The following is a 12,729-nucleotide window of genomic DNA, read 5'->3' as shown; positions in this document are numbered from 1 at the left end:
TATAAATCTGCCCTGTTGCGAAGGAGAAAGCCGAACAAAGAGTATGCCGAGTACTTTTTGCGCAGCGAAGTAAAGGTCGGCAATCAGCCCGATGGGCAAACATGTATTTGCTCATCTGTCCGTACCATGCTCCCCACATAAAAAATTGCAGGAACATCATTGCCGACAGGCGAAGGCGAAAGATTGTCTCCGTATTAGTTCCAGTGGCGTTGGCTGTTGATTGCTTCTTTGTCGCGGAATGCCTTTTCCAGGTCAATCCCAAAATGATTGGCTAAATCTAACAAATAGCCGAATACATCCGCAAATTCCTCCTCCAAATTGGGCTGTTTGTGGGCTTTGGAAGGTTCGATATAGAGTTTGCGGTGGCGGCGGATTGCTTTTGCCAGCTCGCCGACTTCTTCAGAAAAGAGCAGAAAAAGCTCTAATTCTGTATTTTTTGCCCATCCGCGCTCCGCGCAGACTTGTTCCATGTAAGCCTGATAATCTGCCAATGTTGGTTTTTCGGGAAGTTGTGCCATCAGTAGTGTATTTGTTTGAATGAACTGCTAATGTATGCTAAAATGATTGCAGATATGCAAGGTTCATTCTACAGGCATTACAGGAAATAGGGTTTTGGAGGCAGGCAGTGCAGGGCAAATCAATTTATTCTTTAATTTTGAACGCAACCCGACAGGCAGCCTATGACAACATTTATAGACAATATCAATCAAGTGCGCCGTTTTTACTTTTTAGCTGCGCTGTTAGTTGCTATTCCGTTGTTGTTGATTTTTTTCCGCGAATCGTTAGGCATAAGTATGTTTGACCTTCGCCTGCTGGTTTTTGTAGTAGTTACGCTGGTGATTGGTAGTTTTCTTATGATGAAGCCTACTTACATCCGCTATGAAAACAACGGCAAGGTAATGCGTCTGCATTTCTACAACCTGTTGCAGTTGCCATTTGTCCGTCGGGGAGGTAAGGTAATCGAGATCCGAAAGGACGAGTTCCGCAACTACGAACTCAGCAGCTACAACTACGGCATGAGCAAAACCCTTGTACTGGTGATCCAAGAGCGTGCCGCACTACTCCCCTATCCACCTGTGAGCGTATCGCTGCTCAACAAACAGCAACTTACCGAACTGCTCCACTCCCTTGAACGATGGAAGGAGTAAGTAATCAAGCAAATTAAAACGTATCGTACCCTTTAGGGTGCGCATTAGTTACCTGCTGATTATCAATTACTTACACATCCTAAAGGACGTGCTATACCTTGTAAAATATACCCATTACCCAAGCATCAGCGAGCATCTACGAAAAAATTCGTACTAAAATTTGGATTACGAAAAATTTCGTATATCTTTGAACTACGAAACCACTCGTACTTCATCGTTGGGTTCGTTTGTATAAAAACTTAAACCACTTCAGTTATGAAACAGGAACATTTGAAACCGACAGAATCCGAATTAGAGATTCTTCAAGTGCTGTGGGCAAAGGGGGCATCTACTGTCCGAGAAGTTAACGAGCATCTCAATCTGCGCAGAGAAACCGGCTACACCACCACCCTCAAGATCATGCAGATTATGACCGAAAAGGGCTTGCTCATCCGCGATGACAGCCAGCGCACACACGTTTATCTGCCCGCTGTACAAGAACAAGACACGCAGAAGCAACTCTTGGATAAATTTTTAAAAAGTGTATTCAAGGGTTCAACTACCAGTTTGGTCATGCAGGCATTAGGAAATAACCAAACCTCTGCCGACGAACTGCGCGAAATCCGCAAGTTGATTGACGATATGGAGAAAGGAGGCGCACAATGACACCTTTTGAGCATTTGGTACAAAATCGCGCCCTGATGGATGCTTTCGGCTGGGCAATTATTCACTCGCTGTGGCAAACTTCACTTATTGCGCTGCTTTGCGGTATTTCACTGGTTATTTTGTGTAAAAAAAGTGCGCACTTGCGCTACGGCGTTGCGCTGTCGTTTATGGCGGCCGCTTTTATTGCCTTTTTTGGTACATTTATTTGGCTCTACGAACCTGCCAATGCTGCCGCAGGTTGGTCTTCTGCTGCCGAGCAAGCCTTTACTATTAACTACAGTCGGCTCACCAATCAGGCAGTAATGACCTGGGCAGACTGCCGCACCCCTACCGATTACTATTTTTTTATCATGCAGTGGTTGGGTACGCAGTTGCCTGTTGTAGTAGCCGTTTGGTGTATTGGTGCAGCCATATTTGCTGTGCGGTTGGGTCTGGGGCTGCTGCAAACACAACGCCTGCGCACCGTCGGTATAAGCCCTGTCGCAGATGAGTGGGCAGATGCTGTACGGGAAATGGCAAAGCGCATGCACCTCAAAAAGCCTGTGCAGTTCTACGAGTCGGCGATGATACATGTGCCGATGGTTATCGGATGGCTCAAACCTGTCATACTCTTTCCGGTTGGCTTGCTGGCTGCGCTACCACCGCAGGAAATTGCAGGTATCCTCGCACATGAACTGGCACATATCCGCCGCAATGACTTTTTGGTACACATTGGGCAGTCGCTCGTGGAGGTGCTGCTGTTTTATCATCCCGCTATCTGGTGGCTATCTGCTCAAATCAATCGGGAGCGCGAAAACTGCTGCGACGATCTGGCGATAGCTGCTACGGGCAATACATTAGCCTACATCAAGGCACTTGCCAATCTGGCTGACTTTACCTTGAAGCCTGCTACCGTTCCAAGCTATGCAATGGCGGCTACCGGACAAAAGGGCGGACTTTTGCAACGCATCATGCGCATTGCACAGCCACACCGCGCCGAAAGCTACGCCCTACAGTATTTCTCTACCCGCTTTGCTGTTGCGCTGACCTTGTTCTGTTCGCTAGCACTGTTTGCTTTTTCTACTAAGGCAACAATACTGGCAGAAGAAGTGCGCAGCACTGCAAAAGAAATTGTCCATAAGGCTGAAATTAAACTCGATCGCCTGCTGGGTACTTTGGAAGATACCACCAAAAAAGAACGTCAAAAAGTTACCGTTGTCAAAAAAGATGGCGAGCGCCGCGATACAGTCGTAATGGAGGCAGATGAAATCATGGTAGATTTCGGCAACCGCAAAGTAACTGTTGCAGGCGATTCAAAGCTAAAAATAGACTCTCTATTTAGTTACAAGATCGCAACTATTAAGTTAGACAGCAATATGCGCCGTTTCTATACCCGGATTGACAGCAATACTTTCCGGTTGCTGCCTACCTTCCGCTTTGAATTCGACAATAAGTCCTTCAACAAGATATACAGACTTTCGGACAGCCTTTCTGCCGCAGCGCCCTTCATCATTAACGAACTGCAAATGGACCAAGATCGCCTGCTGTTAGAAAAAATGATGGAAGAACTGGATAAGATCAGCAAACTGAGCCAAAAGCAAAAGCAGGAGGTACGCGAGGCAATGCAAAAGGCGCGTAAAGAAATACAGGAAGCGCGCAAAAAAATAGACAGTCTGGGCAGATTACATGGGCGAAACATTATCTCCATGATCGAAATAGAAGGTATCCGACAACCACTCGGCGCTGTAGGCAACAGTGTCATTATCCGAAAAGATATGACAGGTCAGTTTATCTACTCTGAAGATGCGGATTACTTCATAGACGGGAAACCTGTCAGTCGGGAGGAGGTGCAAAAGTTAGCGCCAGCCAAAATCAAATCGGTGGAAGTGCAAAAATTAAAGGGCGCTGAGAAAGGTGTCATCCGCATCACTACCAAAGGTGGCAATTAATCTCTTGCCTTTTTTCATACAAAAGAGACTGTCCAAAAAAGACGAATGTAGCACAGTCTTCGGTCTGTAACTATTTGATTATCAAGCATCTAACAAATGACAGACTAAAGTCCGTGTTACCTTTTGGACAGCCTCTTTTTTAATTGTTCTATAAAATCCTTTCAAAGCCGGTATAAGGCACGAGCGCCTGCGGGATACGGATACCCTCGCCGGCTTTTTGGTTATTTTCCAGAATGGCGGCTACAATGCGCGGAAAAGCCAGCGCACTGCCGTTCAGCGTGTGCAGCAGTTGGGTTTTATTATTTTCATCGCGGTAGCGCAACTTGAGACGATTCGCCTGATATGTCTCAAAGTTGCTGACCGAACTCACCTCTAACCAGCGTTGCTGTGCGGCAGAGTACACCTCAAAATCGTAGGTCAGGGCAGAGGTAAATCCCATATCGCCGCCGCAGAGCTTCAGGATACGGAACGGCAACTCAAGCGCCATCAGCAACCCTTTGACATATTCGCACATTTCCTGCAAAGTGTCGTAAGATTTTTCGGGGGCTTGTATCTGTACAATTTCCACTTTTTCAAACTGATGCAGGCGGTTCAAGCCGCGCACGTGCGTTCCCCAAGAACCTGCCTCGCGGCGGAAGCAAGGTGTAAATCCAACGTTCTTAATTGGTAAATCTTCTTTGCGTAGGATAACGTCGCGATAAAGGTTCGTAATCGGCACCTCTGCCGTTGGGATGAGGTACAAACCATCGGCTGCAACGTGGTACATCTGCCCCTCCTTGTCGGGTAGTTGCCCCGTGCCGTAGCCCGAAGCCTCATTCACCACTACAGGCGGCTGAATTTCCTGATAGCCTGCCGCATCGGCCCGATCCAGAAAGAAGTTCATCAACGCACGTTGGAGCCTTGCGCCTTTGCCCTTGTAAACAGGAAAACCCGCGCCGCTGATTTTGGTACCTAACTCAAAATCAATAATGTCCAACTTTTTAATCAAATCCCAATGGGGCAGTGCGGCATCGTCCAGTACGGGGATTTCGCCATGCTGAAACACGACTTCATTATCATCTGCCGAGCGACCATGCGGCACAGTCTCATGCGGAATATTCGGGATCTTGTACAGGAGCTGGACAAGTTCTTTTTCCAAAGCGGACATTTTCTCACCAAGCTCCTTAGAGGCTGTTTTCAGTCCTATGGTTTCTGCTTTGGCGGCTTCAGCTTCTTCTTTTTTCCCTGCCTTCATCATTGCCCCAATTTCTTTAGAAAGCGCATTGATACGGGCATTTACTTTGTCTAATTCTGCCTGCGTTTGTTTGCGGGCATCGTCCGTAGCCAATACGTCGGCTATTGCCTGCTCCGCATTGGGGAAATTGCGTTTGTGTAGCCCTGCGAGTGCTTTTTCTGTATGTTCGCGAAGGTAGTTTACCTGTAACATGATTTTTTTAGTCAGCTTGAAATGTGTCGTACCCGTTGGGGTGCGTACTATTTATTTATTATGTTGCACAATCTCCTCAAAGTCTATGTCCAGATGCGAGGCATGGTAGATGCACTTCCCTTGATGAATCAGCAGCACCTGCGGCGACTGGTGCTGTACGCCAAAGTCCCGCGCAATCTGATTAGAAACCGATCGGTAAGCAATCAAATCGAGAAAGTAGGGTACAAGATTACCCGCACGCGAACCGTCCCAGCGACGCTCCAGACGGTTCAAAGCAGTAGCACTGATCGAACAGCGCGTGCTATGCTTGAAAATAAGTGCCGGATGCTCGTGCGATGCCTGCGTAAGGGCTGCCAAATCAGCGGCAGAGGTGATGGTGTTCCAGTTCATGGCAACAAATAGATAATCGGCAAAGTTAGAGCGAAATACTGACGGGAAAAAACTAGCGGCGGTAGAAAACCAAAGGTGCGCCCATAAAAAAGGGTCGTTCGCTCGTTGTATAAAAGCCCGCGCCGTCTGTTGCCCATGCGATCGCTTCGCCCTGTGGCTCGGGCAGGTAGCCGATGCGCTGTGGCAGCGCTTGCAGCAAATCACGCAGCGGCTGCTGTAGCCCTTGACGTTTCCAGTAAAAAATTTGCTCGTAGTTTTTCACAAGCACCTCCCTGCCATCGGGCGATAAGGAAGCCGCTGTTACCATGTTCAAAGGTAAAATTCCCTGAAAAGTAAGCATTGCTTTGCGGCTTTTGAGCGGTAGTAGCGGAGTTGTATAGACCCTTGCGTTTCGCTCGCGCTTCGTAATGATAATCAGTTCGTTATGAGCTACATCTATCAGCATAGCCTCTGCGTCTCTTGCCCCGTCGGGATAGCTCAGTTTGAGTGTTGCTACTTCCGCACGCGGAATGCGATGGCTGCGGCAATCGGCGGGTTCGGAGAGTATGTGTATGCGGATGCTTTTACGGCGGGCGCGATTGTCGCCAATATCGGCAATGAACAGCATGGGTTTGCCTTGTATGCGTGCAAGCGCTATTTCCTCCCAGTCGTAAGCAGTGATAGCCTGCAACTGATAAGTAGCAAGCAGCCTGCCCGAACGGGCAATCAGGTAGAAAAAGCTATCATCGCCGCTGTCGTTGTGTGTCCAGAAGCATTCCGGGTGCTGTTGCGAAGCTACCAAGCCGGACATTTCGCGCAGTTCAGGCGCAGCCACGTAGCCTACCACCTGCGGCGATCCGCCAAATTGATTCACCAAGCCGGAATCGGGAGGCTCGTCTGTAAATACCCAAAAAAGCCACAACAGCCAAAAGAGGAACAGGCAGCCACCAACGATGCGCGCAAGCAAAGGTTTTAAGCGTCTGAGCTTCATTTAGAATTAGAATAGCTCCAAATTTGACGAATTGAGAAACATTTTACGCCACAAAAGCATTATATTGATGCAATTAAAAGCAAAGCAAAATCATGAAAACTTCGATAACAACAAAAACTTCACTGACACCTGAAGTGGAGAGCAAACTAAATAAACAGGTACGCATGGAAGGTATTTCGGCTTTCTACTACCTTTCCATGGCTTCATGGTGCGAAAACAGAGGCTTCGTCAATGCAGCAGAGTTTTTATACGACCACTTTGAAGAAGAAAAAATGCACATGCTGAAACTCATGCGCTACATCAACGAAGCAGGCGGTCATGCACTGGCGCCTGAAATTACAAACCTGCGCTATGAATACAGCAGTTTCCGCGAAGTCTTTGACCAAATTCTCGAGCATGAAATCGCTGTTAGTCGTGCGATTAATAATCTGGCTGATTTCTGCTTCAAAGAGAAAGATTTTGCATCCTTCCAATTCCTACAGTGGTATGTAGCTGAACAACGGGAAGAAGAATCTATAGCTCGCCGCTTGGTAGAATTATTCGAAATTATCGGTGAAGAAGGACAGGGCATTTGGCTGATAGATCAGGAAATCGGCAAAATGTTAAAGCAGATCAAAGCAGAACGCGCTGCTGAAGGCGAAGCGGCTTAAATAGAAGGCTGTACAAACGTCTGAATATAAACCCGACGAGTCTTTTGGAAACCCGTCGGGTTTGTGGCTTTTTATCAGTCAATTCATCATACACGCGGCTGCCATTTAACTTCCTCCGCGCCCAGTTCCTGCGCCATTTTGCGAGAAAGCACAAACAAATAGTCAGATAGACGGTTCAGGTAGGGTACAATCATCGGGTGAACCTCACTCTCTTCTGTGAGGGCGATTACCAGACGCTCGGCGCGGCGGCAAACCGTTCGGGCAATGTGGCAAAAAGACACAGAAGTATGTCCGCCCGGTAGCACAAAGTGGCGGAGCGGAGGCAGCACAGCATCCATTTCGTCCATTGCTTTTTCGAGCAACTCAATATCCTCGTTTGTCAGGTCGGGAAGCACCTTTTTTTGTTGTTCAGGTTCGGCAGCCAGATTAGAGCCGATGGTGAAAAGCCTGTCCTGTACTTCTTTGAGCAGCGCACGGCGAGCCTCGTCGGTATTCAGGTCGCGCACCAGCCCGATGTAGCTGTTCAGTTCATCCACTGTGCCGTAGGTATCTATGCGCAGATCGGACTTGGACACCCGCGTGCCGCCGATGAGTGAGGTTTGCCCCTTATCGCCTGTTTTGGTGTAGATTTTCATTTTCCCTTCGCAGCTAAAGCCATTTTCATTTCTGTCGGATTGGTAATATCGGTATTTGGGGTATCGGACTCTATCAGACCATCGCGCAGGCGCACAATGCGATGGGCATAGCGGGCAATATCGTCTTCGTGAGTAACAACGATGATGGTATTGCCTTTTCTGTGCAGGTGGTCGAACAGCTCCATGATTTCGTAGGAGGTACGCGTATCTAAGTTACCTGTGGGTTCATCGGCAAGGATGATACTGGGATTGTTAACCAATGCGCGGGCAACTGCCACGCGCTGTCGCTGACCGCCGGAAAGTTCGTTAGGTTTGTGCTTGGCGCGATCGCCCAGCCCTACGCTGATGAGCGCCTGCATCGCTTTCTCTTCACGTTCTGACCTACTGTAACCTGCATAGACCAATGGCAGGGCCACATTTTCGAGCGAAGTGGAGCGCGGCAACAGGTTGAACGTCTGGAAAACGAAGCCGATTTCACGGTTGCGGATGTCGGCAAGTTCGTCTTCGGTCATATTACTTACGTCTTTGCCTGCCAAAATGTACGTGCCGCCGCTGGGGGTATCCAGACAGCCAATGATGTTCATTAGCGTGGACTTTCCTGAACCCGAAGGGCCCATAAAAGCAACATACTCGCCGCGATTGATCGTAATGGAAATAGACTTGAGCGCATGGATAGTTTCACTGCCCATAACGTAGCGTTTTGAAATTTTGTCCGTTCTAATGACTTCTTGTACCATGCGTATTTTTTTTGAATATCTTAGCTGCAAATTAATACAAATCTACGACAGATGAGAGTCGCAATATTTTTCGGTGGCCCTTCGCGCGAGCGCGAAATTTCTTTCGCAGGTGGTAAAACTGTGTTCAACAACTTAGACCGCACACTTTTTGAACCTGTCCCCGTTTTTGTGGACAGTTTGGGCAACTTCATCCTGACCGACAAACAGATATTTGATTACCAAAAAATCAGGGACTTTTATCCGCCGGTATCGGTTGTAAAAAACGCAAAAAAAAGTACGAAGTTCAAAGTATATGCTGAATCGCTAGGCAAACTTTCAGATAAAAACTTCATAGAAATGATCAATGCAGTTGGTCAGCCGATTCAGCCCCATGACTTTAAGAAGTACTTCGATTTCGTATTTCTTGCCATGCACGGTGCGCCGGGCGAAGACGGCAGTTTGCAGGGTTTGCTGGAGTGGTACGGTATCCCCTACTCTGCCCCGGGTATTTTCGGCTCGGCAGCGGGCATTGATAAAACGCTTCAAAATGAACTGATTGAACGCATTACAGGCGTAGAAAAACAGCAAATGACTATCCGCAAAGCTACTTGGGACACAGAAGACCACGAAGAACTATTTGAGAGGGTCAAAGCTATTTTGGGGCTGCCGTTTGTAGTCAAAGCGCCGCACGGAGGCTCTTCTATTGGTGTAGCTATTGTCAAAGAAGACAACCTCGATGCCTTTGTCAAAGGTGTTGAGCAGTGTCTTTTCAGGCTGACACTGACCAAAGAACAATGGGTTGCCATGAGTCAGCAAGCTAAGGAATCCTACCTCCAACAGATTGCCAACGTAGAAGAAAGCATTGGCTTTCCGCTGGTTTTCGAGGCTGATTCGCTGGTTGACAAAGGCACTATTATCTATGCTCACCCGCAAGATCTGCTAGAAAAGTTGGATGATTATTTCTCTTATTCCGATACAAACGCCATTTTGACCTCTGTTAATGGGGAGACATCTGTGCTTATCGAAGAATTTATTCACGGCAAAGAGTTTTCCTGTGGTGTCATTCAGGACGAGGAAGACCGACCGATTGCGCTGCCTCCTACGGGCATCGAGCCTGCCGTGGCAACCTATGATTTTCAGGCGAAGTACATCAGCAGTGCTACGCGCAAAAGCATCCCCGTTAATGTGCCAATGGAGCAATTGCAGGAAATTCACCGTCAGGTCAAAGCAGTTGCAGAAGGGCTACGCATGAGTGTGTGTGTTCGCATTGATGGTTTTGTTAAGCCCGACGGCACAGTATCGCTGCACGATCCGAATACGATCCCCGGCATGTCGCCTACTTCGCTGATATTCAAGCAAATGGTTGAAATTGGACTCAGCCCTGTGCAAACGCTAACTTACCTGATTCGGGCTTCGCTGCAAGACCGTGCCAAAACAGGCAAGAATACATGGCAGATGGAGCAACTGCTCGACAATCTGGATCGAATGATAGACAAAGAAGTCGCCCGCCTAAGCGAGCGGCCCCGTGTAGCTATACTTTTCGGCGGAGTGTTAGATAAGTTGGAAGAATCTCTTGCACTTGCACAGCACACCTACTCTCGACTTGCATCAGAAGGAAAGTACTTTCCCGTACCTGTTTTGCTGACAGGAAGCCCTACAAAGCATGTACTGCACAAAATACCTGTCAATTTGCTATACAAAGAAAATGTAGAATTGATCAAAGAAAGCCTCTATGCAGAGAAGCATCCCTTCATTTTGGAGTGCATTGCCCATGCAGAAGCAATTACTGCCAAGTACACGGGCTATTTTGATCAGACGGTCAGCCATCTTTCCTACGAAGAACTTGCGCAGTACGTCAAGCGTGTGTACATAGCCGTTGTAGATACCCCACAAAGCGACGATGATTACAGCATACAAAAATTCTTGCAATCCGTTGGATTAGAATGGTTTCAGGCAGCCTAAGTCTTTGCTATAATTTGGCATTATTTTTTTGACTTATTCCAAGCGAAAGTTCACTTGTTTTTGTCGTGAGAATGTGATTGTTGTTGTCCTTTTTCGCAAACATCTGACATTGCCCTAAACCATCAACTATGAAATTCAGTCATTTTACCAAAGCTACAGCTATTCTCTGGCTTACGTTTTTGACGCTTGCTACAACTACTATGGCGCAGTTGCCCAAGCGGGGCAAACCTAACATGGATGCTTACAAAGCTGATATAAGTCGTGCAAAAAAAGGCGATGTAGCTGCCATGCTGACCGTAGCAGCGGCCTTCCGAGGCGATATGCTGACCGATGATGCCTTTAAAGACTACCGCAACGCACTGCGTTGGTATCAGAAAGCTGCAATGAGTAATCCTACCGCCGAGCAGCAGTTTACTATCAAGTTCAATCTCTTTCAGTTGTATTTTGTGGGTGGATATGGTATTAAGCAAGATCTGGCACTGGCAAAAATGAACCATGCAGAGGCTTGTGCGCTTAATCCGCTGCCGCTCATCAGCGACTACATGCCCAATTTGTACCTCAAAGATTTCTTTCAGGCATACGAGGAGGCACAAACAGGCGATACCAATGCTGCACTTCGGGCTGCTATGATGAGTTATCGCTACAAAATTCACTATCCGACAGCGGTGCAATTACTTGATCGGGCGGCAGGCCAACCCGATGCAGCCTACTTAGCCAATCGCTACGAGGCAGAGCTTCTCAAGTTCAGGCAGAGCGGCAATGCCAACTTAGACCGCGCCCAACTCTTTGAGATTTTGCGCCGCCATGCACAACAGGGCAGCATGCTCGCTAAAACCGAACTTGCATTTGAAGCACTCAAACCCTCGCAGTTTGCAGGGCAGCGCCTGAAGACCGAAGAGGCAGTGGCACTTTTTAACCAGATCGAGCAGCAGTGGAAAACTGCTTATGCTGCCGAAATGCAGCTCAAAGCGCTTTGCCTGCTTGCCAAATACCAGAACGGCAATGATAAAATTATGACACTGCGTCGCCTTTCTGCTATTAAAACTAACCTGCAAGCAGACGAACTTGGCTTTGCCGAACCTTTGTTTAATGAACTAAAGAGTTTTGAGCAAAAGGCTGCAACGATCGAAGGACTGGCAGAATTGCAGCAAACCTACGGGCTGACGGGCTTCAAAATAGACGCTGACCTGTGGCGGAATCATTTCAACGGCGAAGTGAGGCAACTGCTCGCCTTCAAAACAGAACTCGAAAAACCTGTAATCCGCCAGTTAGTAGGCGACTCGAATGCCAACGCCTACCAGATACAACTACAAAGGAAATGTGCTGAGGTACTCCGGCAGGCAAGCAGCCCGCGCCGTGCCATTGCGTTCTACGAGGAATTGAAGCAAAACAAATGGCTTCAAAGCATTACCCCACCGTTGGCGGAGGCGCTGCAACTGCGATTTGCACAACTGGGGATAGACAGCACCAATATGCCATTTTTCTACGCGCAAGGAACTATTGAGGATACGCGATTCAACAACATCAACGAAGGCAAGGCGTTCATCAGCAACCTGCTTAATTCGCTGCCCAAGCCTCAGCCCATGCCGCGCAACCTATCGCGTGCAGATCGGACTGTTTGGGAAGCCAACAACCGCCGCATTATAGCCGAGCAGATGCGCCTAACCAACTTTGCCAAGTCAAAAATTATCCGCGACATCGTTGGCGAAGCGCCAACGGTCGAGCAAATAGAACGCGCCAAGCCGATGCTACTCTTCGATCCGTGGTTGCAACCTGAAGGCGAGCGAATGTTTTTCTACTACACCTCCGACAGCCCCAACTGGTTTTCGGGCGATATTAAGCGCGGCAACACCTTCTACTACTACAAAGTTAAGCGCATAGGCACCAGCAACCGCTTTCGCCTTGAAATTCAGGCTGTTGTAAACGATAAGTCCAATCTGGTATTCAACAGCATCGTTAGAACCAACCGCTCGTCGGATGGCATAATTGAGGTAGATGTGCTCGGTTCGCGCATGACAGGCTACTCGTGGAACATCAGCGAAAATGACTATCTGACTTGTATTTTCAGGCAGAATCAGTCCACTTTAGATTTGCAACCCTTTGGCTACATTTCCCGCAGCATTGACCGCAATCACGGCTATCCGCAGGATTTCCCCCGTCAAAAAGTAGTCCCTCAGGAGTTTTCGGAACGCAATGCTATTCGCTCGGCTATCCGCGCTTTCATTCTGGAATATCACAGCGCCCTGAAACCTATTTAAG

At 48.0% G+C, this 12,729-nt stretch carries 12 protein-coding genes and 1 pseudogene; 6 read left to right on the top strand and 7 right to left on the bottom strand.

Features of this window, described 5'->3' with window-relative positions:
- Positions 1-39 precede the first annotated feature (39 nt).
- Both ACWIP2_RS04345 and ACWIP2_RS04340 read right to left on the bottom strand, forming a co-directional pair.
- Positions 40-160, bottom strand: a pseudogene (locus ACWIP2_RS04345) (MFS transporter); the annotation flags it as partial.
- 34 nt (positions 161-194) lie between these two features.
- Complete coding sequence (locus ACWIP2_RS04340) at positions 195-518, bottom strand: MazG nucleotide pyrophosphohydrolase domain-containing protein (protein ID WP_448518678.1); 324 nt, start codon at positions 516-518, stop codon at positions 195-197.
- Between the two features lie 162 nt (positions 519-680).
- On the opposite strand from ACWIP2_RS04340, the gene ACWIP2_RS04335 reads away from it, so the two are divergent.
- The 3 genes from ACWIP2_RS04335 (at position 681) to ACWIP2_RS04325 (ending at position 3,721) form a co-directional block, all read left to right on the top strand.
- Positions 681-1,148, top strand: coding sequence for a hypothetical protein (locus ACWIP2_RS04335; protein WP_448518677.1), 468 nt, complete (start codon positions 681-683; stop codon positions 1,146-1,148).
- Between the two features lie 255 nt (positions 1,149-1,403).
- The gene (locus tag ACWIP2_RS04330) at positions 1,404-1,793 is read left to right on the top strand and encodes a BlaI/MecI/CopY family transcriptional regulator (RefSeq protein ID WP_448518676.1); all 390 of its coding nucleotides are present in this window, start codon (positions 1,404-1,406) and stop codon (positions 1,791-1,793) included.
- On the top strand, positions 1,790-3,721 hold the full coding sequence (locus ACWIP2_RS04325; protein WP_448518675.1) for a M56 family metallopeptidase: 1,932 nt from the start codon (positions 1,790-1,792) through the stop codon (positions 3,719-3,721). The genes ACWIP2_RS04330 and ACWIP2_RS04325 overlap by 4 nt, the downstream gene beginning before the upstream one ends.
- A gap of 148 nt (positions 3,722-3,869) precedes the next feature.
- Here the strand turns inward: ACWIP2_RS04325 and serS are convergent, their stop codons facing one another.
- Genes serS through ACWIP2_RS04310 form a run of 3 tightly spaced genes read right to left on the bottom strand, consistent with a single transcriptional unit; the run spans position 3,870 to position 6,507 of the window.
- On the bottom strand, positions 3,870-5,147 hold the full coding sequence (serS, locus tag ACWIP2_RS04320; protein ID WP_448518674.1) for a serine--tRNA ligase: 1,278 nt from the start codon (positions 5,145-5,147) through the stop codon (positions 3,870-3,872).
- Between the two features lie 51 nt (positions 5,148-5,198).
- Positions 5,199-5,537 (bottom strand): bacillithiol system redox-active protein YtxJ, encoded by a 339-nt coding sequence (ytxJ, locus tag ACWIP2_RS04315; protein ID WP_448518673.1) that lies wholly within the window; start codon positions 5,535-5,537, stop codon positions 5,199-5,201.
- A gap of 52 nt (positions 5,538-5,589) precedes the next feature.
- On the bottom strand, positions 5,590-6,507 hold the full coding sequence (locus ACWIP2_RS04310) for a hypothetical protein (RefSeq protein WP_448518672.1): 918 nt from the start codon (positions 6,505-6,507) through the stop codon (positions 5,590-5,592).
- A gap of 92 nt (positions 6,508-6,599) precedes the next feature.
- Here ACWIP2_RS04310 and ACWIP2_RS04305 point away from each other — a divergent pair, with 92 nt between their 5' ends.
- On the top strand, positions 6,600-7,157 hold the full coding sequence (locus ACWIP2_RS04305; RefSeq protein WP_448518671.1) for a ferritin: 558 nt from the start codon (positions 6,600-6,602) through the stop codon (positions 7,155-7,157).
- An 86-nt stretch (positions 7,158-7,243) separates the two neighbouring features.
- Here the strand turns inward: ACWIP2_RS04305 and ACWIP2_RS04300 are convergent, their stop codons facing one another.
- Together ACWIP2_RS04300 and ACWIP2_RS04295 are read right to left on the bottom strand one after the other, a co-directional pair.
- On the bottom strand, positions 7,244-7,792 hold the full coding sequence (locus tag ACWIP2_RS04300; RefSeq protein WP_448518670.1) for a cob(I)yrinic acid a,c-diamide adenosyltransferase: 549 nt from the start codon (positions 7,790-7,792) through the stop codon (positions 7,244-7,246).
- The gene (locus tag ACWIP2_RS04295) at positions 7,789-8,529 is read right to left on the bottom strand and encodes an ABC transporter ATP-binding protein (protein WP_448518669.1); all 741 of its coding nucleotides are present in this window, start codon (positions 8,527-8,529) and stop codon (positions 7,789-7,791) included. The genes ACWIP2_RS04300 and ACWIP2_RS04295 overlap by 4 nt, the downstream gene beginning before the upstream one ends.
- A 51-nt stretch (positions 8,530-8,580) precedes the next feature.
- Here ACWIP2_RS04295 and ACWIP2_RS04290 point away from each other — a divergent pair, with 51 nt between their 5' ends.
- Together ACWIP2_RS04290 and ACWIP2_RS04285 are read left to right on the top strand one after the other, a co-directional pair.
- Positions 8,581-10,470, top strand: a complete 1,890-nt coding sequence (locus ACWIP2_RS04290) for a D-alanine--D-alanine ligase family protein (RefSeq protein ID WP_448518668.1) — start codon at positions 8,581-8,583, stop codon at positions 10,468-10,470.
- Between the two features lie 128 nt (positions 10,471-10,598).
- Entirely contained in the window at positions 10,599-12,728 is a 2,130-nt protein-coding gene (locus tag ACWIP2_RS04285; RefSeq protein WP_448518667.1) for a hypothetical protein, read from the top strand.
- The last annotated feature ends 1 nt before the right edge of the window (position 12,729 follow it).

It is taken from the genome of Rhodoflexus sp. (assembly GCF_053489755.1).
Note: the sequence above shows the minus strand (reverse complement) of the source record. Positions and strands in the feature narration are given on the sequence as shown.

What these genes read in the sequence shown, in the direction of transcription:
- ACWIP2_RS04340 (WP_448518678.1), bottom strand. Translation starts at nt 518, where the DNA reads ATGGCACAACTTCCCGAAAAACCAACATTGGCAGATTATCAGGCTTAC.
- ACWIP2_RS04335 (WP_448518677.1), top strand. Translation starts at nt 681, where the DNA reads ATGACAACATTTATAGACAATATCAATCAAGTGCGCCGTTTTTACTTT.
- ACWIP2_RS04330 (WP_448518676.1), top strand. Translation starts at nt 1,404, where the DNA reads ATGAAACAGGAACATTTGAAACCGACAGAATCCGAATTAGAGATTCTT.
- ACWIP2_RS04325 (WP_448518675.1), top strand. Translation starts at nt 1,790, where the DNA reads ATGACACCTTTTGAGCATTTGGTACAAAATCGCGCCCTGATGGATGCT.
- serS (WP_448518674.1), bottom strand. Translation starts at nt 5,147, where the DNA reads ATGTTACAGGTAAACTACCTTCGCGAACATACAGAAAAAGCACTCGCA.
- ytxJ (WP_448518673.1), bottom strand. Translation starts at nt 5,537, where the DNA reads ATGAACTGGAACACCATCACCTCTGCCGCTGATTTGGCAGCCCTTACG.
- ACWIP2_RS04310 (WP_448518672.1), bottom strand. Translation starts at nt 6,507, where the DNA reads ATGAAGCTCAGACGCTTAAAACCTTTGCTTGCGCGCATCGTTGGTGGC.
- ACWIP2_RS04305 (WP_448518671.1), top strand. Translation starts at nt 6,600, where the DNA reads ATGAAAACTTCGATAACAACAAAAACTTCACTGACACCTGAAGTGGAG.
- ACWIP2_RS04300 (WP_448518670.1), bottom strand. Translation starts at nt 7,792, where the DNA reads ATGAAAATCTACACCAAAACAGGCGATAAGGGGCAAACCTCACTCATC.
- ACWIP2_RS04295 (WP_448518669.1), bottom strand. Translation starts at nt 8,529, where the DNA reads ATGGTACAAGAAGTCATTAGAACGGACAAAATTTCAAAACGCTACGTT.
- ACWIP2_RS04290 (WP_448518668.1), top strand. Translation starts at nt 8,581, where the DNA reads ATGAGAGTCGCAATATTTTTCGGTGGCCCTTCGCGCGAGCGCGAAATT.
- ACWIP2_RS04285 (WP_448518667.1), top strand. Translation starts at nt 10,599, where the DNA reads ATGAAATTCAGTCATTTTACCAAAGCTACAGCTATTCTCTGGCTTACG.